This is a genomic window from Pseudomonas sp. 18-147 (genome assembly GCF_051048045.1).
Lineage (GTDB): Bacteria > Pseudomonadota > Gammaproteobacteria > Pseudomonadales > Pseudomonadaceae > Pseudomonas > Pseudomonas aeruginosa.
In genome coordinates this window covers 6,041,614-6,065,755 of record NZ_CP182296.1, presented here as the reverse complement: position 1 = coordinate 6,065,755, position 24,142 = coordinate 6,041,614, and the positions used below count along the sequence as shown (strand labels likewise).

Below are 24,142 nucleotides of genomic sequence, written 5' to 3'. Positions count from 1 at the left end.
GGGCGGGCGTCGGAATGCGTCGAATCTCTGGGATGCGGGCTGTATACTCCCGGGGCGGGTTCCGCTCTGGCAGGATGGCCAGGGCAGGTATCAGTGGATCGTGGTACCTCTTGATCAAGGATTCGACGCATGCAATGGATTTTCATGCTGGTGGGCCTGATCCTCGGCGGCTTCGCCGGGGAATCGCTGGTCGGCGCCCTCCTCGGCGGCCTTTCCGGCCTGGCGCTGGGACAGGCCGTCTCGCTGCAGAACCTGGCGCAACAGAACGAGCGCCTGCGCAAGCAGATGAGCGAATTCGCCGAACGCTTCGAGCGCGGCACCGAGGTCATCCACCAGCGCTTGCTGCGCGTGGAGCGCCAGGCGCAGGACCTTCCCGAAAGCGTTCCCGAGCCGGCCGCCGGTATCGACCAGCCGCTCGCAGACACGCCTCCCGCTCCTCCCGCCGAGGTTGCCCCGCCGCTGGACTGGGACATCGAGCTGCCGGCCGTCGAGGCTGCGCCGCCTCCGCCTCGTCCCCCCGAGCCCGTCCAGCCCATCGAGCGTCAGCCGGCGTTCCAGCCTGACGCCCAGCCAGCGCCGCGCCGTGCCGCCCCTCCAGCGTCTCCACGCGAACCCTCGCTGGTCGAGCGTGGCTTCGCCGCGGCCAAGGGCTGGCTGTTCGGCGGCAACACGGTATTGCGCATCGGCGTGGTGCTGCTGTTCATCGGCCTGGCCTTCCTCCTGCGCTATGCCTCGGAACGGGTGGCGGTGCCGGTGGAGTACCGCTACGCCGGGGTGGCGCTGGCAGCGATGGCGCTGCTCGGCGTCGGCTGGTGGCTGCGCGAGCGGCGCGCCGCCTACGGCCTGATCCTGCAAGGCACCGGTATCGCGGTGCTGTACCTGACCATCTTCGCCGCCATGCGCCTGCATCCGCTGATCTCTCCCGGCGCGGCGCTGGCCCTGCTGGTGGTGGTGACGATCTGCTCGGCGATCCTCGCCGTGCTGCAGAACGCCATGGGCCTGGCGGTGGTGGCGGCGCTCGGCGGCTTCGCCGCGCCGATCCTGACCTCCACCGGCAGCGGCAACCATGTAGCGCTGTTCAGCTACTTCGCCCTGCTCAACGCCGGCATCTTCGCCATCGCCTGGTTCCGCGCCTGGCGGCCGCTCAACCTGGTCGGCTTCGTCGGCACCTTCGGCATCGGCTTCGCCTGGGGACTGCGCTCCTATACACCGGAGCTGTTCGCCAGCACCGAGCCGTTCCTGGCCCTGTTCTTCCTGATGTACGTCGGGATCGGCCTGCTCTTCGCCCGCCGCAAGCTGCTGGAGGCCGCGCAGGCGCCTGCCGAGCGCGGCGAACTGCTGCGCTGGTCGGCGCGACAGGCCGACTACATCGACGCCACCGTGCTGTTCGGCCCGCCACTGGTGGGGTTCGGCCTGCAATGCGCGGTGATCGGCCACATCGACTTCGGCATGGCCTTCAGCGCCCTGGCCCTGGGGCTCTTCTACATGGTCCTGGCGCGGGTGCTGCGCGGCCATGCTTCGGCCGGACGCACCAGCCTGCTGGTGGAAATCTGCCTGGCGCTGGGGGTGGTCTTCGGCACCCTGGCCATTCCGCTCGGCCTGGACGCGCGCTGGACCTCGGCCGCCTGGGCCGTCGAGGGCGCCGGCATCTACTGGCTCGGCCTGCACCAGCAACGCCGCCTGGCGCGGCTCTTCGCCCTGCTGTTGCAGGGCGGTGCGGCGTTGGCCTACCTGAATGGCGTGCGCCCGGGTGAGACGACGTTGCTGGAGGGTTCGCCACTGGGCGCGCTGATGCTCGGTGCAGCGGCGCTGTTCAGCTTCTGGCAGCTGCGTCGCGCGCCGGCGAAAGCGCTGGCCGACTGGGAGCCCGCCTGCCGGCCGTTGCTGGCGGCCGCCGGCCTGGCCTTCCTCTACCTGGTCGCACCGCTCTGCCTGGCCGTCGACGGCACCGCCATCGCCTGGGCCGTGGCCGGCCTGGCGAGCTTGTTCGCCGGCTTGCGCCTGGGCTCGCGTACCTTCCTGTTCTGCGCCTTCGCCGTGCAACTGCTGGGCGGTGCGCTGTTCCTCCTGCATTTGCAGGGCGGCGATGGCCAGGGTGGGGTATTCGACTCGGGCTGGCGTGGCTTGATGACCGCCTCGCTGATTGGCCTGGCGCTGATCGGCGGCATGCTGCTGGCGGCGCGCGACCCGCTGGTGAAGGACGACAGTCGGCTGCTCATGGGCTTGAGCCTGGTGCTGCTGGCCGGTCTGGCGTTCGTCAACCTGGCAGTGCTGTTCGTCCTGCCTTGGCGCAGCGCCAGCGCGGTATGGGCCGGTAGCGGGCTGCTGATCATCTGGCTGAGCCTGGTGCTGCGCCAGCGCCTGAGCTTCTACTTCGGCCTCGCCTTGCAGGTAGTGGGCGGCCTGGCGTTCCTCCTCGCCGGGCCGTCGCTGTTCGGCTCGCTGAGCGGCGAAGGCCTGCGGCCCCTGGCCCATTCCGGGTTCTGGACGCCGGCAGTGCTGGCCCTGGCGGCGCTGGTCGGCGCCTGGCGGCTGCGCCGCGCCGGCGAGCGCGAGCGGGCGCTGGGTATCGGTACCCTCGGCCTGGCCGAGCTGTCGCACTTGCTGCTGCTCTGGGGAGCCGGCTGGTGGGCGCTGACCGCGCTGTGCGAAACCGTCCGCTTCGTGCCTTATGGCCTGCGCGAGCATGCGTTGCTGCTGGTGGCCGCGGCGACAGTGGCGTCGTGGATGCTGCTGGCGCTGCGCGAGCGCTGGCGCGAACTGGCCCTGCTGTGCCTGGCGCTGGTCCCGGTGGCGCTGTTGGCCCTGGCCAGTGCCTGGCGTTTCGATTACCAGCCGTTCGGCGAATTCGGCTGGCTGGCCTGGCCGCTGCTGTTCGCCACGCACCTGCTGTCGCTGCGACGCCTTGCCCCGTTGCTGCCGGCGAAGGCCCTGAGCGTTGCCCATGTGCTCGGTTGCTGGCTGTTGCTAGGGGTGCTGGCGCTGGAGCTGCGCTACCTGTTCGCCCTGCTCGCCGAACAGTACAACGCCTGGCGTTGGCTGGGCTGGGCGTTGGTCCCGAGCGCCTACCTGCTGCTGGTGGCTGGCGGGCGGAGCCTGCCCTGGCCGCTGCGCGACTTCCCGCGGGAGTATCGGCTGCTCGCCGCTGCGCCGGTGGCGCTGTTGCTGCTCGGCTGGTTCTGGAGCGCCAACCTGCTCAGCGACGGCGCTGCCGAGCCGCTGCCTTACCTGCCGCTGGCCAACCCGCTGGAACTGGGGCTGCTGATCGTGCTGTTCGCCCTCTACCGCTGGAGCGACGCCAGCCTGGCCTCGCTCGTCGATGGCAATGCCAGCGCGCGCCTGGGGCGCCAGGCGTTGGCCGGCGCCTCGCTGTTCGCCCTGCTGACCCTGGCGGTGTGCCGCGCCGCGCACCACCTGGCCGGCGTACCGTTCCAGGCCGAGGCGCTGGCCGCGTCGATGCTGGTGCAGGCGGGGCTGTCGCTGGTCTGGACGCTCTGTGCGCTGGGCCTGACCATCGCCGGTACCCGTCTCGGCCGGCGCGACCTGTGGATGGTCGGCGCGGCGCTGGTCGGCGTCGTGGTGGTCAAGCTGTTCTTCGTCGAGCTGGGCAACAGTGGCAGCCTGGAGCGAATCATCTCCTTCATCGGGGTCGGCGTCCTGTTGCTGGTCGTCGGCTACTTCTCACCCTTGCCTCCGCGTCGCGCCGAGGTCGCATCGGAGGCCGAGCAGCCATGACGCGCTCCTTTTCGTTCAGAACCGCCGGCCTGCTCCTGCTGGGCGCCTGCCTGTCCCTGCCGCTGTCGGCGAAGGAGTCTGCCGAAGGTTTCAGCCGCCAGGTGGCGCTGTCGCTGCAGGGCGAAGGTCCCTGGTATCGCCTGAGCATCCCGATGAGCGTGCAGTTGTCGGCTGCCCATGCCGACCTGCGCGACCTGCGGGTCTTCGATGCCGAAGGCGAGGCCTTGCCCTACGCCCTGGTGGCCGGCAGCGAGCGCCAGGCCAGCACGCCGCATGAGGCCGAGGTGCGGCTGTTCCCGTTGCGAGGCACGTCCGCCGCCGACGCGACGCAACCGAACCTGCGGGTGCAGCGCAACACCAGCGGCACCATAGTCGAGGTGCTGCCGGAAAACGCCGGGCCGGCTGCCGAGACTTTGCGCGGCTGGCTGATCGACGCGAGCGCGGTGACGTTTCCCCTGGAGCGCCTGCGGCTGGACTGGAGCAGCCCGGAGGAGGGCTTCCAGCGCTTCTCCGTGGAAGCCAGCGACGACCTCGAGCATTGGCAGGCCTGGGGTGACGGACAGATCGCCCGCTTGACCTTCAACGGCGAACGCATCGACGTCAGCGAGGTCAAGCTTCCCGGCCGCCAGGCCCGCTACCTGCGTCTGGCCTGGCCGGCCGGGGCAACCGCGGCAGACCTCCATGGCGCCCGCCTGCAAGGCAGCACGCGGAGCACCGAGCCGGCGCCGATGATCTGGTCCGAGCCGCTGGCCGGGCGCCAGGCGGGGGACGGCGAGTACCGCTGGCAGTTGCCGCTGGCGTTGCCGTTGCAGCGGGTGCGGGTGTCCCTGGAGCAGGCGCTGACCCACACCATCGTCCCGGTGGAACTGTCCGGCCGTGATCGTACGGAGAACGCTTCGCCGCGCCGGGAGGCCGCCTGGAGCAGCCTGGCACGCGGGGTCCTCTACCGGCTGCCGATCGACGGCCGCAACGTACAGCAGAACGAGCTGGAACTGCCGGGCTGGGCGGTGCGCGAGCTGCGTCTGCAGGTGGACCAACGAGGTACCGGCCTGGGCCCGGAGGTCCCGTCCCTGAGTGTCGGCCTGCCGGCCAGCGAACTGGTGTTCCTGGTGCGCGGCAGCCCGCCGTACCGGCTGGCGTTCGGCAAGCCCGGCGCGCAGTCGGCGGCGCTGCCGCTCGGCGTACTGATTCCCGGCTATACCGAGAGCAAGCGCGCCACCCTGGGTAGCGCCAGCCTGGGCGAACCGCTGGAGGTGGCCATGGCGGTCGCGGCGCCGGCACCGGGTAGCGACTGGAAGAAGATCGGCCTGTGGGCGGTACTTCTGCTGGGGGTCGCTCTGCTGGTAATAATGGCAATGAGCCTGCTGCGTTCCTCGCCGAACAAGCCATGAGCCGGTTCCGCGCTATGCTGTTCGGCTGAGGAGGCTTTACGACGGGCCCCGGGGCGCATGCCGACGACGCGGCGGCCCGACAATAAAAACAAATCATGGAGTAAGAGAATGATCAGAATGGCGCTCAAGCCACTGGTAGCGGCCTGCCTGCTGGCTTCGCTGTCCACCGCCCCGCAGGCTGCTCCTTCGCCCTATTCGACGCTGGTGGTGTTCGGCGACAGCCTCAGCGATGCCGGGCAGTTCCCCGATCCTGCCGGCCCCGCCGGAAGCACCTCGCGTTTCACCAACCGGGTCGGCCCGACCTACCAGAACGGCAGCGGCGAGATCTTCGGACCGACCGCGCCCATGCTGCTCGGCAATCAGCTCGGCATCGCCCCGGGCGACCTGGCTGCCTCGACCTCGCCGGTCAACGCCCAGCAGGGCATCGCCGACGGTAACAACTGGGCGGTGGGCGGCTACCGGACCGACCAGATCTACGACTCGATCACCGCGGCCAACGGCTCGCTGATCGAGCGCGACAATACCCTCCTGCGCAGCCGCGATGGCTACCTGGTGGACCGTGCCCGCCAGGGCCTGGGTGCCGATCCGAACGCGTTGTACTACATCACCGGCGGCGGCAACGACTTCCTCCAGGGGCGCATCCTCAACGACCTCCAGGCACAACAGGCCGCCGGTCGCCTGGTGGATAGCGTGCAGGCCCTGCAGCAGGCCGGCGCGCGCTACATCGTGGTCTGGCTGTTGCCCGACCTGGGCCTGACCCCGGCTACCTTCGGTGGTCCCTTGCAGCCTTTCGCCAGCCAACTCAGCGGCACGTTCAACGCCGAGCTGACCGCCCAGTTGAGCCAGGCCGGCGTCAACGTCATTCCGTTGAACATCCCGCTGCTGCTCAAGGAAGGCATGGCCAACCCGGCTTCCTTCGGCCTGGCCGCCGACCAGAACCTGATCGGCACCTGTTTCAGCGGCAACGGCTGCACCATGAACCCGACCTACGGGATCAACGGCAGCACGCCCGACCCGAGCAAACTGCTGTTCAATGACAGCGTGCACCCGACCATCACCGGCCAGCGCCTGATCGCCGACTACACCTATTCGCTGCTGTCGGCGCCCTGGGAGTTGACCCTGCTGCCGGAAATGGCCCACGGCACCCTGCGTGCCTACCAGGACGAACTGCGCAGCCAGTGGCAGGCGGACTGGGAGAACTGGCAGAACGTCGGCCAGTGGCGCGGCTTCGTCGGCGGCGGTGGCCAGCGCCTGGACTTCGACTCCCAGGACAGCGCCGCCAGCGGCGACGGCAATGGCTACAACCTGACCCTTGGCGGCAGCTACCGCATCGACGAGGCCTGGCGCGCCGGGGTCGCCGCCGGTTTCTACCGGCAGAAGCTGGAAGCCGGCGCCAAGGATTCCGACTACCGGATGAACAGCTACATGGCCAGCGCCTTCGTGCAGTACCAGGAAAACCGCTGGTGGGCCGACGCGGCGTTGACCGGCGGCTACCTCGACTACGACGACCTGAAGCGCAAGTTCGCCCTGGGCGGCGGCGAGCGCAGCGAGAAAGGCGACACCAACGGCCACCTGTGGGCGTTCAGCGCGCGCCTGGGCTACGACATCGCCCAGCAGGCCGACAGTCCCTGGCACCTGTCGCCGTTCGTCAGCGCCGACTATGCACGGGTCGAGGTCGACGGCTATTCCGAGAAGGGCGCCAGCGCCAGCGCGCTCGACTACGACGACCAGAAGCGCAGCTCGAAGCGCCTGGGCGCCGGCCTGCAAGGCAAGTACGCGTTCGGCAGCGATACCCAGCTGTTCGCCGAGTACGCCCACGAACGCGAGTACGAGGACGACACCCAGGACCTGACCATGTCCCTCAACAGCCTGCCGGGCAATCGCTTCACCCTCGAAGGCTACACCCCGCAGGACCACCTCAACCGCGTCTCCCTCGGCTTCAGCCAGAAGCTGGCACCGGAGCTGTCGCTGCGCGGCGGCTACAACTGGCGCAAGGGCGAGGACGATACCCAGCAGAGCGTCAGCCTGGCGCTGAGCCTGGACTTCTGAGGTAGCGGCGACCGGCGCCCGGGCGGCGCCGGTCGCGTTTCTCGCCGACGGAACGAACGGCGCGCGCCGGCATCAAGAGAGTAGTACCCCGCTGTTACTCGCCGCCCGGTCGACCGCCATACACTGCCGATCCGTTTCGTTCGAGGGAATCGCCCGATGAGTTTCAACACCGAAGTACAGCCCGGCATCTGCATGGAGCCGGACGCCATCACCCAGGAATACGTGTTCAACCACACCATGTTGCGGGTCAAGGATCCGAAGCGCTCGCTCGACTTCTACTCGCGGGTGCTCGGCATGCGCCTGCTGCGTCGCCTGGATTTCGAGGAAGGCCGCTTCTCCCTGTATTTCCTCGCCATGACCCGTGGCGAAGAAGTGCCTGATGCGGTCGACGAGCGCCAGCGATATACCTTCGGGCGCCAGTCGGTCCTCGAGCTGACCCACAACTGGGGCAGCGAGAGCGACGACAGCCAGTACCACAACGGCAACCAGGACCCGCGCGGGTTCGGCCATATCTGTTTCTCGGTGCCCGACCTGGTGGCGGCTTGCGAGCGTTTCGAAACGCTCGGGGTGAACTTCGTCAAGCCGTTGGACCGAGGCATGAAGAACGTGGCCTTCATCAGCGATCCCGACGGCTACTGGGTGGAAATCGTCCAGGCCAGCCTGAACGGCGAGATGGGGCGCGGCTGACGACCGTCGATCGGTTGCGCGTCGCGGAAATGAACCGCGCCGCCGCCGCCGATCTCCAACCGGCGGTTGCGCGGAGTCAAGCGTGACCGCCAATTCCGCGTTAAACTGCGCGGGTTTTTTCCTCTCTCCGGAGCCATCCATGTCCCGCGTTACCCTGAGCCGCTATCTGATCGAGCAGACCCGCAGCCACAACACCCCGGCCGACCTGCGCTTCCTCATCGAGGTCGTGGCGCGTGCCTGCAAGGAAATCAGCCATGCGGTGTCCAAGGGCGCGCTGGGCGGCGTGCTCGGCAGCATGGGCACCGAGAACGTGCAGGGCGAGGTGCAGAAGAAGCTGGACGTGATGTCCAACGAGATCCTGCTGGAAGCCAACGAATGGGCCGGCAACCTGGCCGGCATGGCCTCCGAGGAGATGGACCACCCCTACCAGATTCCGGGGCGCTATCCGAAAGGCGCCTACCTGTTGGTCTTCGACCCGCTGGACGGCTCCAGCAACATCGACGTCAACGTCTCGGTCGGCACCATCTTCTCGGTGCTGCGCTGCCCCAACGAGTACCTGAACCAGAACGATACCCTGCGCGAGGAAGCCTTCCTCCAGCCGGGCACCACCCAGGTCGCCGCCGGCTACGCCATCTACGGCCCGCAGACCATGCTGATGCTGACCCTCGGCAATGGCGTCAAGGGCTTCACCCTGGATCGCGAGCTGGGCAGCTTCGTCCTCACCCACGACAACATCAGCGTGCCGGAAAGCACCGCCGAGTTCGCCATCAACATGTCCAACCAGCGCCACTGGGAAGCGCCGGTGAAACGCTACGTGGAAGAACTGCTGGCCGGCAAGGAAGGCCCGCTGGGCAAGAACTACAACATGCGCTGGATCGCCTCGATGGTCGCCGACGTCCACCGCATCCTGACCCGTGGCGGCGTCTTCATGTACCCGCGCGACGCCCGCGAGCCGGAGAAGCCCGGCAAGCTGCGCCTGATGTACGAAGCCAACCCGATGTCGTTCATCATCGAGCAGGCCGGCGGCGCCGCCACCAACGGCACCCAGCGCATCCTCGACATCAAGCCGGAGAACCTGCACCAGCGTGTCGCGGTGTTCCTCGGCTCGAAGCAGGAAGTCGAGCGCATCACCGGCTACCACGCGGAGTAGGCCGATGAGCGCGCCCTGGGAGACCTTGCTCGACTGGTGGTTCGGCACCTCCAGCGATGCCGCCGAGGTGGTTGCCCAGCGCAACGGCCTGTGGTTCGGCAAGAACGTCTGCCAGGACGCCGATGCCGGCGGCCGTTTCGGCGACCTGGTGAACCAGGCGCTGGACGGCGGCTTGCAGGAGTGGACGGCCGAGGCCGATGGCTGGCTGGCGCTGATCCTGTTGCTCGACCAGTTGCCGCGGATGATCTACCGCGACACGCCGCGCGCCTACGCCGGCGACGCCCGGGCGCAACGGGTGGTGCGCGAGGGCCTGGAAAAAGGCTTCGACCGCCAGTTGCCGCCGGTGCGCCGGGTGTTCGCCTACCTGGTCCTGGAGCACGCCGAGGACCTGCCCAGCCAGGAGCGGGCGGTAGCCTGCTTCCGCGACCTGCGCGATCAGGTCGGTGGCAGCGTGCGCAAGCCCTTCGACGATTTCTACGACTATGCCGAGCGGCATCATGCGGTAGTCGCCCGCTTCGGTCGCTTTCCCCATCGCAACGCCATTCTCGGCCGCCCCTCCAGCGAGGAGGAGACGGCGTTCCTCAGGGAACCCGGTTCGCGTTTCTGACTCCAAGGCTCCGGATTTCCCCCGCGTGTGCCAAGCTGTAGGGCAGCGCTTCCCCCGAACAAGGAGTTCCTCATGGCGTCGTTCCGTACCCTGGCCGTGGTCGCTTTCTGCGTCGTCCTGGCCGCCTGCAGCAAGATCAACCAGGAAAACTATTCCAAGCTCAAGGCCGGCATGAGCAAGGCCGAGGTCGAGGCGATCCTCGGCAAGCCCACCGAGTGCTCCGGCGCGCTGGGCATGTCCAGTTGCACCTGGGGCGACGAGAAGGCTTTCATCAGCGTGCAGTACGCGGCCGACAAGGCGCTGCTCTTCTCCGGCCAGGGGCTCAAGTGATCGGTCTGCCGATCCGGGTGCTCTGCACCCTGTGGCTGGGCTTGCTGCTGGTCGGTTGCGCGGGCTCGCCGAAGAATCCGCCGGCCACCGAGCAGGTCGACCTCCAGCGCTACCAGGGCACCTGGTACGAACTGGCGCGCTTGCCGATGTTCTTCCAGCGCAACTGCGCGCAATCGGAGGCGCATTACCGCTTGCAGGAAGACCAGAGCATCCAGGTGATCAATCGCTGCCTGACCCTGGATGGCGACTGGGAGCAGGTGGAGGGGCGGGCGGTCGCCCAGCAGCCGGGTCGCACCGACAAGTTGTGGGTGCGCTTCGACAACTGGTTCGCCAATCTCTTCCCCAACGTGGCGCGCGGCGACTATTGGGTGCTGGCGGTGGACGACGACTACCGTACCGCGCTGGTGGGCAATCCGAACCGTGAATACCTGTGGCTGCTGTCGCGTACCCCGCAGGTTTCGCAGCAGACCCGCGAACGTCTGCTGGAAGAAGCGCGCAGCCGCGGTTACGCGGTGGACGAGCTGATCTGGCGGGTACCCGACGGCCAGTTGAAGCGGAGCCAGTGAAGGAACGCCCCGCCGGGGCGTTTTTTCTTTCCAGCGCCGTTCACGCCTGGCGGCTGGCGTGGGAAGTATCGGCGTTTAGCGCCCGACGGCTCGAACGAGTGGGGCGGATAAGCAAGCGCAACGCGGTTATCCGCCGCTGTGCAGGGTCAGTCGAGCAGTTCCCCCAGCACCTGGACGAATGCCCGTGCGCTGCGCTCTTCCCCTGCATGCCGGCCGTCGCGCACCACCCATCTGCCGGCCACCATCACGTCGCGCACCTGGCGGTCGCCGCCGGCGAACAGCCAGCGGTTGAGCAGGGCGTCGCCCTCGGCGCTGGCCAGGTAGGGGTCGCTGCCGTCGAGCACCAGCAGGTCGGCGCGACGGCCCACGGCGAGACTACCGATCGGCTGCCCAAGGGCCTGGGCGCCGCCAGCCAGAGCAGCGTCGTAGAGCGTGCGGCCGATCATCGGCTGGTCGTCGCGGTACAGCCGGTTGCGTTTCCGGTCACGCAGGCGCTGGCCGTATTCCAGCCAGCGGAGTTCCTCGACCACGCTGAGCGAGACGTGGCTGTCCGAGCCGATGCCCAGGCGCCCGCCCTGGGCGAGGAAGTCCGTCGCCGGGAAGATGCCGTCGCCGAGGTTGGCCTCGGTGCTCAGGCACAGGCCGGCCACCGCGCCGCTACGCGCCATCGCCGCCACCTCGGCGGGGTCGGCGTGGGTCGCATGGACCAGGCACCAGCGCTGGTCGACCGCGACGTTCTCGTACAGCCATTGCAACGGCCGGCGTCCGCTCCAGGCCTGGCAGTCGTCGACTTCCTTCTGCTGTTCGGCGATATGGATGTGGACCGGCAGGTCGTCGTGGCCGGCGGCGAGGACCGTGGCGATCTGCTGCGGAGTCACCGCGCGCAGGGAGTGGAAGCACAGGCCCAGGGAGTGGCCTGCCGCCTCCAGCGGCGCGCGCAGGCGCTGGAGCAGTTCCAGGTAAGCCTCGCTGCCATTGATGAAGCGCCGCTGGCCCTCGCTGGCCGGCTGGCCGCCGAAGCCTGCGTGACTGTAAAGCACGGGCAGCAGGGTCAGGCCGATACCTGCGGCGCTGGCGGCGCGGGAGATGCGCAGGGAAAGTTCGGCGGGGTCGGCGTAGGAGCGGCCGTCGAGGTCGTGATGGACGTAGTGGAATTCCGCCACCGCGGTGTAGCCGGCCTTGAGCATCTCGATGTAGAGCTGGCGGGCGATGACCTCGATCTGTTCCGGCGACAGTCGAGCGACCATCCGGTACATCAGCTCGCGCCAGGTCCAGAAACTGTCGTTGGGATTGCCGGCGACTTCGGCGAGCCCGGCCATGGCGCGCTGGAACGCGTGCGAATGGAGGTTGGGCATCCCCGGCAGCACGGCGCCGCCGAGGCGTTCGGCGCCGTCGGCGTTGGCGTCGGGACGAATCCCGGCGAGGACTCCGTCCGCGGAAATCTCGAAACGGACATTTCGCGCCCAGCCTTCCGGCAGCAACGCACGTTCAGCGAAAATTGCGGACATAATCAGCTCACACGCAGTCTGTTTTATTTGTATATACATATACAGACGATTAAGCGGTGCGTAAACTCACTTCATCGACGCCTCGACAAGGAGTCTCTCCGTGACGTCCTCTTCCTCTGATCGTTCCCCGCTGGCCTCGCAACTCGGCGAGGTACCGGCGCCGCTCTACGCGCGGGTCAAGCAGATGATCGTCAGCCAGATCCAGTCGGGCGCCTGGCCGCCGCACCACCGGGTGCCGTCCGAGAGCGAACTGGTCAGCCAGCTCGGCTTCAGTCGCATGACCATCAATCGCGCCCTGCGCGAACTGACCAGCGACGGCCTGCTGGTGCGCATGCAGGGGGTAGGAACCTTCGTCGCCGAGCCCAAGGGCCAGTCGGCGCTGTTCGAGGTGCACAACATCGCCGACGAGATCGCGGCCCGCGGGCATCGCCATCGTTGCCAGGTGATCACCCTCGGCGAGGAGGTCGCCGGCCCCGAGCGCGCCCTGGCACTGGACGTGCGCGAAGGCCAGCGGGTGTTCCACTCGCTGATCGTGCACTACGAGAACGATATCCCGGTGCAGATCGAGGACCGCTACGTGAACGCCGCGGTGGCGCCGGACTACCTCAAGCAGGATTTCACCCGGCAAACGCCCTATGCCTACCTGACCCAGGTGGCGCCGCTCACCGAGGGCGAGCATGTGGTCGAGGCGATCCTCGCCGAGCCGGCCGAGTGCAAGCTGTTGCAGATCGAACGCGGCGAGCCGTGCCTGCTGATCCGCCGCCGCACATGGTCCGGGCGTGTCGCGGTGACCGCCGCGCGGCTGCTGCACCCGGGTTCCCGCCACCGTCTGGAAGGACGTTTCAGCTCATGAGCGAACTCCGCATCCTGCGTGCCGTCGACTACCCGAGAATGCCGTGGAAGAACGGCGCCGGCTCCACCGAGGAGATCGCCCGCGACGGCGGCGACGGCCTGGACGGCTTCGGCTGGCGCCTGTCGATCGCCGATGTCGGCGAGTCCGGCGGCTTCTCCCGCTTCGCCGGTTACCAGCGGATCATCAGCGTGCTGGAGGGCGGCGGCATGCGCCTGCGGGTGGATGGCGCGGAATCCGCGCCGCTACGCGCCCGGCAGGCCTTCGCCTTTTCCGGCGACAGCGAGGTGCACTGCACCCTGCTCGATGGAGCTATCCGCGACTTCAACCTGATCTATGCGCCCCGGCGCCATCGCGCGCGCCTGCAATGGCTGCGGGTCGAGGGCGAGCTGGACTGGCACGGCACGGCGAGCACGCTGCTGCTGTTCGCCCAGCAGGACGGGGTAGCGATTTCCTTGCAAGGGCAACCTCGCGGGCAACTGGCTGCCCACGACTGCCTGTGCGCCGAGGGGCTGCAGGGCTTGCAGCATTGGCGCCTGACGGCCCACGAGCCGGCGTGGGTCTGTGCGGTGGAACTCGATTCGCTGTGATTCGCCGGCGCCGCCAGGAAAAAGCGTCTACACCGAAAGGGTAGGCGCTTTTGTCTATCCAAAGAATCAAACGTTATTAATCCAATATTTTTAATGCCTATATAGTTCCGCATGCCGTCCGACTCCAACCGGGAGACCCGCATGCCCCCGCTTCGCCAGATCCTCGCCGTCCTCGCCCTGGGCGCCAGCCTCGCCAGCCAGACCGCCGTCGCGGCGGAATGCCCGTACCCGGGCAAAGTGGTGTTCGCCGGGCTGAACTGGGAAAGCGGCATGTTCACCACCGACCTGTTGCGCTACGTACTGGAAAAAGGCTACGGCTGCGAGACCGACGCGCTGCCGGGCAATACCGTGACCATGGAAAACGCCCTGCGCCAGAACGATATCCAGGTCACCGGGGAGCAATGGGCCGGGCGTAGCCCGGTGTGGCGCGCGGCGGAGGAGGCGGGCGAGGTGTTCTCCGTCGGCGAGACGGTGAAGGGCGCCACCGAGGGCTGGTGGGTGCCGGAGTACCTGGTCAAGGGCGACCCGCAACGAGGCATCGAGGCGAAGGCGCCGGAGTTGAGGTCGGTCGCCGACCTGCCGCGCTACAAGGCGCTATTCCGCGATCCCGAGGAGCCCGCCAAGGGGCGTTTCTACAACTGCCCGACCGGCTGGACCTGCGAGATCGTCAACAGCCAGAAGCTCAAGGCCTACAGGTTGCAGGACAGCTACACGAACTTCCGCACCGGCACCGGCCCGGCGCTGGATGCGGCGATCAGTGCGGCCTTCCGGCGCGGCGAGCCGGTGCTTTTCTACTATTGGTCGCCGACTCCGTTGATGGGCCGTTTCAAGCTGGTGCAACTGGAAGAGCCGCCGTTCAGCGAGAAGGCCTGGGCCACCCTGTCCGATCCGAAGAACCCCGACCCCATCGGTTCCCGCTCGTTGCCGGCGAAGATCACCATTGGCGTTTCCCGCGATTTCCATGACAAGGCGCCGGCGTTGGTCGAGCTGTTCCGCAAGGTCGAGATCCCCTTGCCGCTATTCAACGAGCTGCTCGCCGACATGGCGCAGAATCATCGCGAGGTCGGCGAGGTGCGTGCGCAGTTTCTTCGCCAGCATCGCGAAATCTGGAGCCACTGGGTGCCGGCCGAAGTCGCCGCGCGCCTCGATACCTCCCTGAAGTAAGCCTCGCCAGCCTTCATGGCGCACTACCTGAGCGGGCGTCAGCGCACCCTGGTGCGGCGGCTCCAGGATACCTTCCAGGCGCGCAGCGAATGGCCGACCTGGCTGCTGATCGCCTGCCTGTACGGCGGTTGGGCACTGCTCGCCAGCCAGTATGAGCGCTGGGGTTGGCCGGTGCTGGCGGGACTGGTGCCGTTCGCCTCCCTCTACATGTCGTTGCAGCATGAGCTGATCCATGGCCACCCGACCCGCTGGCCGAGGTTCAACGCCATGCTCGGCTACCTGCCACTGGCCGTCTGGTATCCCTATCCGCTGTACCGTGACAGCCACTTGCGGCACCACCTCGACGAGCAACTGACCTACCCGGGGCTGGACCCCGAGAGTCGCTACGTCAGTCTGTCCGAATGGCCGCGCCTGGGCTCCTGGCGGCGGCGCTGGCTCTGCCTGGACAAGACCCTGCTCGGTCGCGCCACCCTCGGCCCGCTGCTGGCCCTGGCGGCGATGGCGCGCCTGGAGGGTTCGCGGTTGCGCCGGGGAGAGGGCGCCGCCTGGCGCCTGTGGGGCCTGCATGCCGTGCTGCTGGGCGGGTTGCTGGCCGGGCTTTGGCGCTGGGCGGGCATCCCGCCCTGGCTGTATGTGCCGGCGGTGGCCTATCCGGCCCTCGGCCTGAGCATGCTGCGCTCTTTCTACGAGCACCGTCCGGCCCGCGAGCCGGCGCAGCGCAGCGTGCTGGTCGAGGCGGGGTGGCCGTGGCGGCTGCTGTTCCTCAACAACAACTTGCATCTGGTCCACCACGATCTGCCGGGCCTGCCCTGGTACCTGCTGCCGCGCGTGTATAGCGCAAGCCGCCGTGCCTACCGGCGACGCAGTGGCGATTTCCACCTGCCCGGCTATGGTCGTCTATGGCGGCGCCACGGTTGGCGGCCAGTGGATGCGCCGGTGCATCCCGAGCATTGAAGGCAGGCGGACGAGAGCATGATCGATACCCCGGTGGTGGCGGCGCTGGACATGTATGTCGAGCCGGACTGCGTCAGGCAGGCCGGCGCAACCTTCATCGGCGAGGTCTGCCGGCGCCTGGGCGTGCGCCGTTACGCGTCGGCCGCCACCGATCTGGCGGTGCAGTGGCGACAGCCTAACCTGTTGTTCGCGCAGACCTGCGGCTATCCGCTGATGACCCAGTTGCGCGGCCAGGTGGCGGTGCTCGCGGTGCCCAGCTACGACTTGCCCGATTGTGCTCCCGGCGAGCATTGCAGCCTGTTCGTCGCCGCCGAAGGACAGGCGCGCCAGCGCCTCGGCGACTTCCGCAATACCCGCCTGGCGCTCAACGACCACGACTCCAACAGCGGCATGAACCTGCTGCGCCATGCGCTGGCGCCGCTGGGGCGAGACTCGGCGTTCTTCGCCGAGGTGCACATCAGCGGCGGCCACCTGCGCAGCCTGGCGATGGTGGCCGCGGGTGAGGTCGAGCTGACCTCGGTGGATGCAGTGACCTTCGGCTACCTGCAACGCCACGCACCGGAGCGCCTGGACGGCCTGCGCGTGCTCGGGCGCAGCGCGCCGAGCCCGGCCTTGCCGCTGATCACCTCGCTGCACTGGAGTGCGGCGCAACGCCGCGAGCTGTTCGAAGCGCTGAACCTGACGCTGATCGAGTGCCCGCACCTGGCCGCGACACTGGCGCTGAAAAGCTTCCTCCCGGCCGGCGAGGAGCATTACCGGATTCTCCTCGACTACGAGCGTCAGGCGCAGGGCTGGGGTTACCCGCAATTGCGCTGAACGGTGTTACCGAAGGCCCCAAACCGGTGCGCGCACGCTTCGATCACGTGCACCCAGGGCCGTTCCGGCAGGCTCCTTCTCCCGGGGGAGAGGCTACCTTCGCTAATTCTTAACTACAGAAAAATCAACGGGTTGAATGAAATTCACGGGAATGTGGAGATATCGCCGGAGGGCGTGGCGGCAGAATTGGCCCTTCCTTTGCTTATACTTGTATGTACAAGCATAGATGTGTTCGGTAGACCCAGCCCGACCTCTGCTTCGTCCCCGAATTCAGGCGCACCCTCGCCGGTCGCCGCCCGTTGAACGCCACGCCCAGGAGCCTGCCGTGACCACCCCGAGCAAATTCCGCGATATTGAAATCCGCGCCCCGCGCGGCACTACGCTGACCGCCAAGAGCTGGCTGACCGAAGCGCCGCTGCGCATGCTGATGAACAACCTCGACCCGGAGGTCGCGGAGAACCCCAGGGAACTGGTGGTTTACGGCGGCATCGGCCGTGCCGCGCGCAACTGGGAGTGCTACGACAGGATCGTCGAGACCCTCAAGCAACTGAACGACGACGAGACCCTGCTGGTACAGTCCGGCAAGCCGGTCGGCGTGTTCAAGACCCACGCCAACGCGCCGCGGGTGCTGATCGCCAACTCCAACCTGGTGCCGCACTGGGCGACCTGGGAACACTTCAACGAACTGGACGCCAAGGGCCTGGCGATGTACGGCCAGATGACCGCCGGTTCGTGGATCTACATCGGCAGCCAGGGCATCGTCCAGGGCACCTACGAAACCTTCGTCGAGGCTGGCCGCCAGCATTACGACGGCAATCTCAAGGGCCGCTGGGTGCTTACCGCCGGCCTTGGCGGCATGGGCGGCGCCCAGCCGCTGGCGGCGACCCTGGCCGGCGCCTGTTCGCTGAACATCGAGTGCCAGCAGAGCCGCATCGACTTCCGCCTGCGCAGTCGCTACGTCGACGAGCAGGCCAAGGACCTGGACGACGCCCTGGCGCGGATCCAGCGCTACACCGCCGAAGGCAAGGCCATCTCCATCGCCCTGCTGGGCAATGCCGCCGAGATCCTTCCGGAACTGGTTCGCCGCGGCGTACGCCCGGACATGGTCACCGACCAGACCAGCGCCCACGATCCACTCAACGGCTACCTGCCGGCCGGCTGGAGCTGGGAAGAGTACCGCGACCGCGCGCAGACCGACCCGGCCGCCGTGGTCAAGGCCGCCAAGCAGTCCATGGCGGTACACGTGCGGGCCATGCTGGCGTTCCAGCAGCAGGGCGTGCCGACCTTCGACTATGGCAACAACATCCGCCAGATGGCCAAGGAAGAGGGGGTGGCCAATGCCTTCGATTTCCCCGGCTTCGTCCCGGCCTACATCCGCCCGCTGTTCTGTCGCGGCATCGGTCCGTTCCGCTGGGCCGCGCTGTCGGGCGACCCGCAGGACATCTACAAGACCGACGCCAAGGTCAAGCAACTGATCCCCGACGATGCCCACCTGCACCGTTGGCTGGACATGGCCCGCGAGCGCATCAGCTTCCAGGGCCTGCCGGCGCGCATCTGCTGGGTTGGCCTGGGGCTGCGCGCCAAGCTCGGCCTGGCCTTCAACGAGATGGTGCGCAGCGGCGAGCTGTCCGCGCCGATCGTCATCGGCCGCGACCACCTCGACTCCGGCTCGGTGGCCAGCCCCAACCGCGAGACCGAGGCCATGCAGGACGGCTCCGACGCGGTGTCCGACTGGCCGCTGCTGAATGCCCTGCTGAATACCGCCAGCGGCGCCACCTGGGTCTCGCTGCACCACGGCGGCGGCGTAGGCATGGGCTTCTCCCAGCACTCCGGGATGGTGATCGTCTGCGACGGTAGCGACGAGGCCGCCGAACGCATCGCCCGCGTGCTGACCAACGACCCGGGTACCGGGGTGATGCGGCACGCCGACGCCGGCTACCAGGTCGCCATCGATTGCGCGAAGGAGCAGGGCCTGAACCTGCCGATGATCACCGCCCAGCGCTGACCTCGAAAACCGCCTCCACGCCGGCGGGGCGTGGGGGCGGCCGCCCACTGTCCCGACCAGGCCACAACAAGAATGGCGGCGCGCGAGCCGCAGCGGAGTACAGCAGCATGACCCAGGGCAGCGACAGCAAGCCACTGATCGAACGGCGCTCGATCGACTACATCCCGGCGAACGAGCGCCACGGCCGCCTCTACAGCCAGTTCACCCTCTGGCTGGGGGCCAACCTGCAGATCACCGCCATCGTCACCGGCGCCCTCGCCGTGGTCCTCGGCGGCGACGTGTTCTGGTCGCTGGTCGGCCTGCTCATCGGCCAGCTCCTCGGCGGCGCGGTGATGGCCCTGCACGCCGCGCAGGGGCCGCGCCTGGGGCTGCCGCAGATGATTTCCAGCCGGGTGCAGTTCGGCGTCTACGGCGCCTGCATCCCGATCGCCCTGGTGTGCCTGATGTACCTGGGCTTCACCGCCACCGGCACGGTGCTTTCCGGCCAGGCCATCGGCCAGCTCACCGGGCTCAGCGACAGCGCCGGGATCTTCATCTTCGCCGCCTTCATCGTCCTGGTGACGGTGCTCGGCTATCGCGTCATCCACATCATCGGGCGGATCGCCAGCGTCCTCGGCATCATCGCCTTCGCCTACCTGTTCAGCCGCCTGATGCTGCTCAGCGACATCGGCGACCTGCTCGCCATCCGCCATTTCAGCTGGGCCTCGTTCCTCCTCGCGGTGTCGCTGGCGGCGTCCTGGCAGATCGCCTTCGGCCCCTACGTGGCCGACTATTCACGCTACCTGCCGGCGTCCACCTCGTCGTGGAAGACCTTCCTCGCCGTCGGCCTCGGCTCGGTGCTCGGCGCCCAGGCCTCGATGGTCCTCGGGGTGTTCTCCGCAGCCCTGGCCAACGGCCAGTTCGCCGGCCGCGAGGTGGCCTACATCGTCGGCCTGGGCAGCAGCGGGACCGTCGCCGCGCTGCTCTACTTCAGCATCGCCTTCGGCAAGGTGACCATTTCCACGCTGAACTCCTACGGCAGCTTCATGTGCATCGCGACCATCATCAGCAGCGTACGCGGCCAACTGGAGATCACCCGCGTGCAACGCCTGTTCTTCGTCCTCGCGATCGTCGGCGCCTCGACGCTCATCGCGCTGCTCGGCCAGCACTCGTTCCTCGCTGCGTTCAAGTCCTTCATCCTGTTCCTGCTGACCTTCTTCACCCCGTGGAGCGCGGTGAACCTGGTCGACTACTACTTCATCACCCGCGAGCGCTATGACGTGCCCGCGCTGGCCGACCCCGACGGCCGCTACGGTCGCTGGAACCTGCCGGGAATCGCCGTCTATACCCTCGGCGTGCTGGTGCAGATGCCGTTCCTGGCGACCACGCTGTACACCGGACCGATGGTCGAGCACCTCGGCGGCGTGGATATCTCCTGGATCATCGGCTTGCTGGTGCCGGCGGTCCTCTACTACCTGGTGGCGCGGCGCAAGGCCACGCGCCAGGCCCCGGCGCGAATGATCCTGCCGGCCGATCCCGGCGCCTTCGAACATCCCGCGCACGGGGCCTGAGACGAATTTCCAGGGCGGCGCGGCCGCCTTCAATCCCATGAACGCCGCCGGCGGACGGCGCTGCCGAGCCCGCCGAACCGAACAAGGAGCCTTCGATGAGCCTGCATCTGAAACCCGGCCAGTTGACCCTGGCCGACCTGCGCCAAGCCTACCTGGCCCCCGTGCGCCTGAGCCTGGATCCCAGCGCCGACGCGCCGATCGCCGCCAGCGTCGCCTGTGTCGAGAACATCATCGCCGAGGGCCGCACCGCCTACGGCATCAACACCGGCTTCGGCCTGCTGGCCTCGACGCGGATTTCCCCGGCCGACCTGGAGAAGCTCCAGCGTTCCATCGTCCTGTCCCATGCCGCCGGCGTCGGCGAGGCGCTGGACGACGCCATGGTGCGGCTGGTCATGCTGCTCAAGGTGAACAGCCTGGCGCGCGGGTTCTCCGGCATCCGCCGCAAGGTGATCGACGCGCTGATCGCGCTGATCAACGCCGAGGTCTATCCGCACATCCCGCTGAAAGGCTCGGTGGGTGCGTCCGGCGACCTGGCGCCGCTGGCGCACATGTCGCTGGTGCTGATCGGCGAAAGCCGGGCGCGCCATCGCGGTGAGTGGCTGCCGGCCGCCGAAGCGCTGGCGGTGGCCGGGCTGGAGCCGCTGACCCTGGCGGCGAAGGAAGGCCTGGCCCTGCTCAATGGCACCCAGGTGTCCACCGCCTACGCGCTGCGCGGGTTGTTCGAGGCCGAGGACCTGTTCGCCGCCGCCACCGTCTGCGGCGGGCTCAGCGTCGAGGCCATGCTCGGTTCGCGGGCGCCGTTCGATGCGCGCATCCATGCCGCGCGTGGCCAGCGTGGGCAGATCGACGTGGCCGCGGCCTATCGCGACCTGCTCACCGCCAGCAGCGAGGTGGCGCGCTCCCATGAGAAGTGCGACAAGGTCCAGGACCCCTATTCGCTGCGTTGCCAGCCGCAGGTGATGGGCGCCTGCCTGACCCAGATGCGCCAGGCCGCCGAGGTGCTGGAGATCGAAGCCAACGCGGTGTCCGACAACCCGCTGGTATTCGCCGCCGAGGGCGACGTGATCTCCGGCGGCAACTTCCACGCCGAACCGGTGGCGATGGCCGCCGACAACCTGGCCCTGGCGTTGGCCGAGATCGGTTCGCTGTCGGAACGGCGCATCTCGCTGATGATGGACATGCACATGTCGCAGTTGCCGCCGTTCCTGGTGGCCAACGGCGGGGTCAACTCCGGCTTCATGATCGCCCAGGTCACCGCCGCCGCGCTGGCCAGCGACAACAAGGCCCTGGCCCACCCGGCCAGCGTCGACAGCCTGCCGACCTCGGCCAACCAGGAAGACCATGTGTCGATGGCGCCGAACGCCGGCAAACGGCTCTGGGCGATGGCCGAGAACGTCCGCGGGATTCTCGCCGTGGAGTGGCTGGGTGCCTGCCAGGGCCTGGACTTCCGCGAGGGCCTGAAGAGTTCTCCGAAGCTGGAGCAGGCTCGCCGCCTGCTGCGCGACAAGGTGCCGTACTACCAGGAGGATCGCTTCTTCGCCCCTGACATCGAGGCCGCCAGCCAGTTGCTCGCCAGCGGTTGCCTGAACGCGCTGCTGCCGGCCCGGCTGTTGCCGAGTCTTTGATACCCGCCCCCGGCCGCTCGGCCGGGGCGCTCCAGCAAGAACAACAACAGGAGAGCCGAGGGATGACGCACGACACGGGGCTTCGGCGCGGACTGAACGCCCGTCATATTCGTTTCATGGCACTGGGGTCGGCGATCGGCACCGGCCTGTTCTACGGTTCCGCATCGGCCATCCAGATGGCCGGGCCGGCGGTGCTGCTGGCCTACCTGATCGCCGGCGCGGCGGTGTACATGGTGATGCGCGCGCTCGGCGAGATGGCGGTGCACGAGCCGGTGTCCGGCTCGTTCGGCCATTACGCCAGCAGCTATCTCGGCCCCCTGGCCGGGTTCGTCACCGGCTGGACCTACGCTTTCGAGATGATCATCGTCTGCCTCGCCGATGTCACCGCGTTCGGCATCTACATGGGGTTCTGGTTTCCCGACGTGCCGCGCTGGATCTGGGTACTGTCCATCGTGCTGTTCATCGGCGGGCTGAACCTCTGTCATGTCAAGGTCTTCGGCGAGCTGGAGTTCTGGCTGTCGCTGGTCAAGGTCGGCGCCATCGTCGCGATGATTCTCGCCGGGCTCGGCATCATGTTCTTCGGCTTCAGCCTGGGCGGCGCGGCGACGTCCGCCACCGGCGTGCACAACCTGTGGCAGCACGGCGGCTTCCTGCCCAACGGCTGGGCCGGGCTGGTCGCCTCGCTGTCGGTGGTGGTATTCGCCTTCGGCGGCATCGAGATCATCGGCATCACCGCCGGCGAGGCGCAGGACCCGCAGCGGGTGATCCCGCGGGCGATCAATGCGGTGCCGCTGCGCATCCTGCTGTTCTACGTGCTGACCCTGTTCGTGCTGATGGCGATCTTCCCCTGGCAGCAGATCGGCAGCAACGGCAGTCCCTTCGTGCAGATCTTCGACGGCCTGGGGATCGAGTCGGCCGCGGCGATCCTCAATGTCGTGGTGATCACCGCGGCGATCTCGGCGATCAACAGCGACATCTTCGGCGCCGGTCGCATGCTCTACGGCATGGCCCGCCAGGGCCAGGCGCCGGTCGGCTTCTCGCGGGTGTCGCGGCACGGCGTGCCGTGGATGACCGTGCTGCTGATGGCGGTGGCCCTGCTGCTCGGCGTGGCGCTGAACTACCTGATCCCGCAGAGCGTATTCCTGTTGATCGCTTCCATCGCCACCTTCGCCACCGTGTGGGTCTGGCTGATGATCCTCCTGGCCCAGGTCGGCATGCGTCGGCGCATGGGGCCGCGCCAGGTCGCCGCGCTGAAGTTCCCGGTGCCGCTGTGGCCATTCGCGCCGGCGGCGGCGATCGTCTTCATGCTGTTCATCTTCGTGGTGCTCGGCTATTTCCCGGACACCCGCCCGGCCCTGTGGGTCGGGGCTATCTGGATCGCCTTGCTGGTGATCGCCTACCGGCGCTGGGTCAGGCCGAAGGGCGATGCCGCGCATGGCGTGCTTCAGGCCCAGGGAGGGCTGTGACGGAACCGACGGCGGCCTGAGCCGCCGGCCAATAACAACGATCGAGGCCGTTCCCCCCGGGCGCGGCCCGCAGGTTTTCCAACTGCCTTTCCCAATCGTGCATCTGGAGCGTCGAACCATGCGATACAAGAAGTCGATGTTGAGTGTTCTCTGTGCCCTCGGCCTGCTCGCCGCCGCGGCGGGCGCCCAGGCGGAAGGCTGGTGCGAGTCCGGCAAGGCGGTGAAGTTCGCCGGGCTGAACTGGGAGAGCGGGACCCTGCTCACCGAACTGATGCAGTTCGTCCTGGCCAAGGGCTACGGCTGTACCACCGACAGCCTGCCGGGCAACTCGATCACCATGGAGCAGGCGCTGAGCACCAATGACATCCAGGTCTTCGCCGAGGAGTGGATCGGCCGCAGCGACGCCTGGAACAAGGCTGCCGCGGCCGGCAAGGTGGTCGGCGTCGGCGAACCCATCGTCGGCGCGGTGGAGGGCTGGTACGTGCCGCGCTACGTGATCGAGGGCGACCCGCAGCGCAAGCTCGAGGCGAAGGCGCCGAAGCTGCGCTCTATCGCCGACCTGGCGCAGTACGCCGAGGTCTTCCGCGACCCGGAAGAGCCGGGCAAGGGGCGCTTCTACAATTGCCCGGCCGGCTGGACTTGCGAGCTGGAGAACAGCGAGATGCTGAAAAGCTACGGCCTGGAAGAGACGTTCACCAATTTCCGTCCGGGCACCGGCCCGGCACTGGACGCGGCGGTGCTGTCGAGCTATCGGCGCGGCGAGCCTATCCTGTTCTACTACTGGTCGCCGACGCCGCTGATGGGCCGCGCCGACCTGGTGCGCCTGGAGGAAAGGCCCGGCGTCGACAAGCGCATCAGGATCCAGGTCGGCCTGTCGCGGACCTTCCACGACCAGGCGCCGGAGCTGGTGGCGGTGCTGGAGAAGGTCAACCTGCCGGCGGAGCTGCTGAACAGCGACCTGGCGCGGATGGCCAAGGACAGGATCGATGCAGCGCGCCTGGCGCGCGAGTTCCTCAAGGAGCACCCCGAGGTCTGGCACGCCTGGGTCGACGAGGACGCGGCGAAGAAGATCGAAGCGGCACTCTGAACCCACGACCGA

Annotated in this window: 19 protein-coding genes; 18 read left to right on the top strand and 1 reads right to left on the bottom strand. The window is 68.0% G+C overall.

Features of this window, described 5'->3' with window-relative positions; genetic code table 11:
• Positions 1-129 precede the first annotated feature (129 nt).
• The 8 genes from ACM0M4_RS28600 (at position 130) to ACM0M4_RS28565 (ending at position 10,515) form a co-directional block, all read left to right on the top strand.
• Entirely contained in the window at positions 130-3,735 is a 3,606-nt protein-coding gene (locus ACM0M4_RS28600) for a DUF2339 domain-containing protein (protein ID WP_031688769.1), read from the top strand.
• The gene (locus tag ACM0M4_RS28595) at positions 3,732-5,126 is read left to right on the top strand and encodes a DUF3999 domain-containing protein (protein WP_003114469.1); all 1,395 of its coding nucleotides are present in this window, start codon (positions 3,732-3,734) and stop codon (positions 5,124-5,126) included. Before ACM0M4_RS28600 ends, ACM0M4_RS28595 begins: the two co-directional genes overlap by 4 nt.
• Positions 5,127-5,234: 108 nt before the next feature.
• Positions 5,235-7,175: an esterase EstA gene (gene estA / locus ACM0M4_RS28590; protein WP_054376176.1), complete on the top strand. Its 1,941-nt coding sequence runs from the start codon at positions 5,235-5,237 to the stop codon at positions 7,173-7,175.
• Between the two features lie 156 nt (positions 7,176-7,331).
• Positions 7,332-7,862: a lactoylglutathione lyase gene (gene gloA, locus ACM0M4_RS28585; RefSeq protein ID WP_003101793.1), complete on the top strand. Its 531-nt coding sequence runs from the start codon at positions 7,332-7,334 to the stop codon at positions 7,860-7,862.
• A 139-nt stretch (positions 7,863-8,001) separates the two neighbouring features.
• Positions 8,002-9,012 (top strand): class 1 fructose-bisphosphatase, encoded by a 1,011-nt coding sequence (locus tag ACM0M4_RS28580; RefSeq protein ID WP_003095990.1) that lies wholly within the window; start codon positions 8,002-8,004, stop codon positions 9,010-9,012.
• A 4-nt stretch (positions 9,013-9,016) separates the two neighbouring features.
• Positions 9,017-9,619 (top strand): DUF924 family protein, encoded by a 603-nt coding sequence (locus ACM0M4_RS28575; protein WP_003101790.1) that lies wholly within the window; start codon positions 9,017-9,019, stop codon positions 9,617-9,619.
• 72 nt (positions 9,620-9,691) lie between these two features.
• Positions 9,692-9,949: an outer membrane protein assembly factor BamE domain-containing protein gene (bamE, locus tag ACM0M4_RS28570; protein WP_003095983.1), complete on the top strand. Its 258-nt coding sequence runs from the start codon at positions 9,692-9,694 to the stop codon at positions 9,947-9,949.
• Positions 9,946-10,515 (top strand): lipocalin family protein, encoded by a 570-nt coding sequence (locus ACM0M4_RS28565; RefSeq protein ID WP_003095980.1) that lies wholly within the window; start codon positions 9,946-9,948, stop codon positions 10,513-10,515. Before bamE ends, ACM0M4_RS28565 begins: the two co-directional genes overlap by 4 nt.
• Positions 10,516-10,661: 146 nt before the next feature.
• Here ACM0M4_RS28565 and ACM0M4_RS28560 read toward each other — a convergent pair whose 3' ends face one another.
• The gene (locus ACM0M4_RS28560; protein WP_023086722.1) at positions 10,662-12,023 is read right to left on the bottom strand and encodes a formimidoylglutamate deiminase; all 1,362 of its coding nucleotides are present in this window, start codon (positions 12,021-12,023) and stop codon (positions 10,662-10,664) included.
• A gap of 100 nt (positions 12,024-12,123) precedes the next feature.
• Between ACM0M4_RS28560 and hutC the strand changes: the two genes are divergently transcribed.
• From hutC to ACM0M4_RS28510, 10 genes are all read left to right on the top strand, one after another.
• Positions 12,124-12,876 (top strand): histidine utilization repressor, encoded by a 753-nt coding sequence (gene hutC, locus ACM0M4_RS28555; protein WP_003095970.1) that lies wholly within the window; start codon positions 12,124-12,126, stop codon positions 12,874-12,876.
• On the top strand, positions 12,873-13,463 hold the full coding sequence (locus ACM0M4_RS28550) for a HutD/Ves family protein (RefSeq protein ID WP_003118004.1): 591 nt from the start codon (positions 12,873-12,875) through the stop codon (positions 13,461-13,463). Before hutC ends, ACM0M4_RS28550 begins: the two co-directional genes overlap by 4 nt.
• A gap of 141 nt (positions 13,464-13,604) precedes the next feature.
• Entirely contained in the window at positions 13,605-14,627 is a 1,023-nt protein-coding gene (locus ACM0M4_RS28545) for an ABC transporter substrate-binding protein (RefSeq protein ID WP_003101766.1), read from the top strand.
• A 15-nt stretch (positions 14,628-14,642) separates the two neighbouring features.
• Positions 14,643-15,581 carry a fatty acid desaturase gene (locus tag ACM0M4_RS28540; protein ID WP_010793681.1) on the top strand — a complete coding sequence of 313 codons (939 nt, stop codon included), beginning with the start codon at positions 14,643-14,645 and terminating at the stop codon, positions 15,579-15,581.
• Between the two features lie 18 nt (positions 15,582-15,599).
• On the top strand, positions 15,600-16,397 hold the full coding sequence (locus ACM0M4_RS28535) for a phosphate/phosphite/phosphonate ABC transporter substrate-binding protein (RefSeq protein WP_003114463.1): 798 nt from the start codon (positions 15,600-15,602) through the stop codon (positions 16,395-16,397).
• A 325-nt stretch (positions 16,398-16,722) separates the two neighbouring features.
• Positions 16,723-18,402, top strand: coding sequence for a urocanate hydratase (hutU, locus tag ACM0M4_RS28530; protein ID WP_003095958.1), 1,680 nt, complete (start codon positions 16,723-16,725; stop codon positions 18,400-18,402).
• A 107-nt stretch (positions 18,403-18,509) separates the two neighbouring features.
• Positions 18,510-19,952, top strand: a complete 1,443-nt coding sequence (locus tag ACM0M4_RS28525; RefSeq protein ID WP_003101761.1) for a purine-cytosine permease family protein — start codon at positions 18,510-18,512, stop codon at positions 19,950-19,952.
• A 95-nt stretch (positions 19,953-20,047) separates the two neighbouring features.
• Positions 20,048-21,577 (top strand): histidine ammonia-lyase, encoded by a 1,530-nt coding sequence (gene hutH, locus ACM0M4_RS28520; protein WP_003114461.1) that lies wholly within the window; start codon positions 20,048-20,050, stop codon positions 21,575-21,577.
• A 62-nt stretch (positions 21,578-21,639) separates the two neighbouring features.
• On the top strand, positions 21,640-23,043 hold the full coding sequence (locus tag ACM0M4_RS28515; protein ID WP_003101758.1) for an amino acid permease: 1,404 nt from the start codon (positions 21,640-21,642) through the stop codon (positions 23,041-23,043).
• A 118-nt stretch (positions 23,044-23,161) separates the two neighbouring features.
• On the top strand, positions 23,162-24,130 hold the full coding sequence (locus ACM0M4_RS28510) for an ABC transporter substrate-binding protein (RefSeq protein WP_003095948.1): 969 nt from the start codon (positions 23,162-23,164) through the stop codon (positions 24,128-24,130).
• The last annotated feature ends 12 nt before the right edge of the window (positions 24,131-24,142 follow it).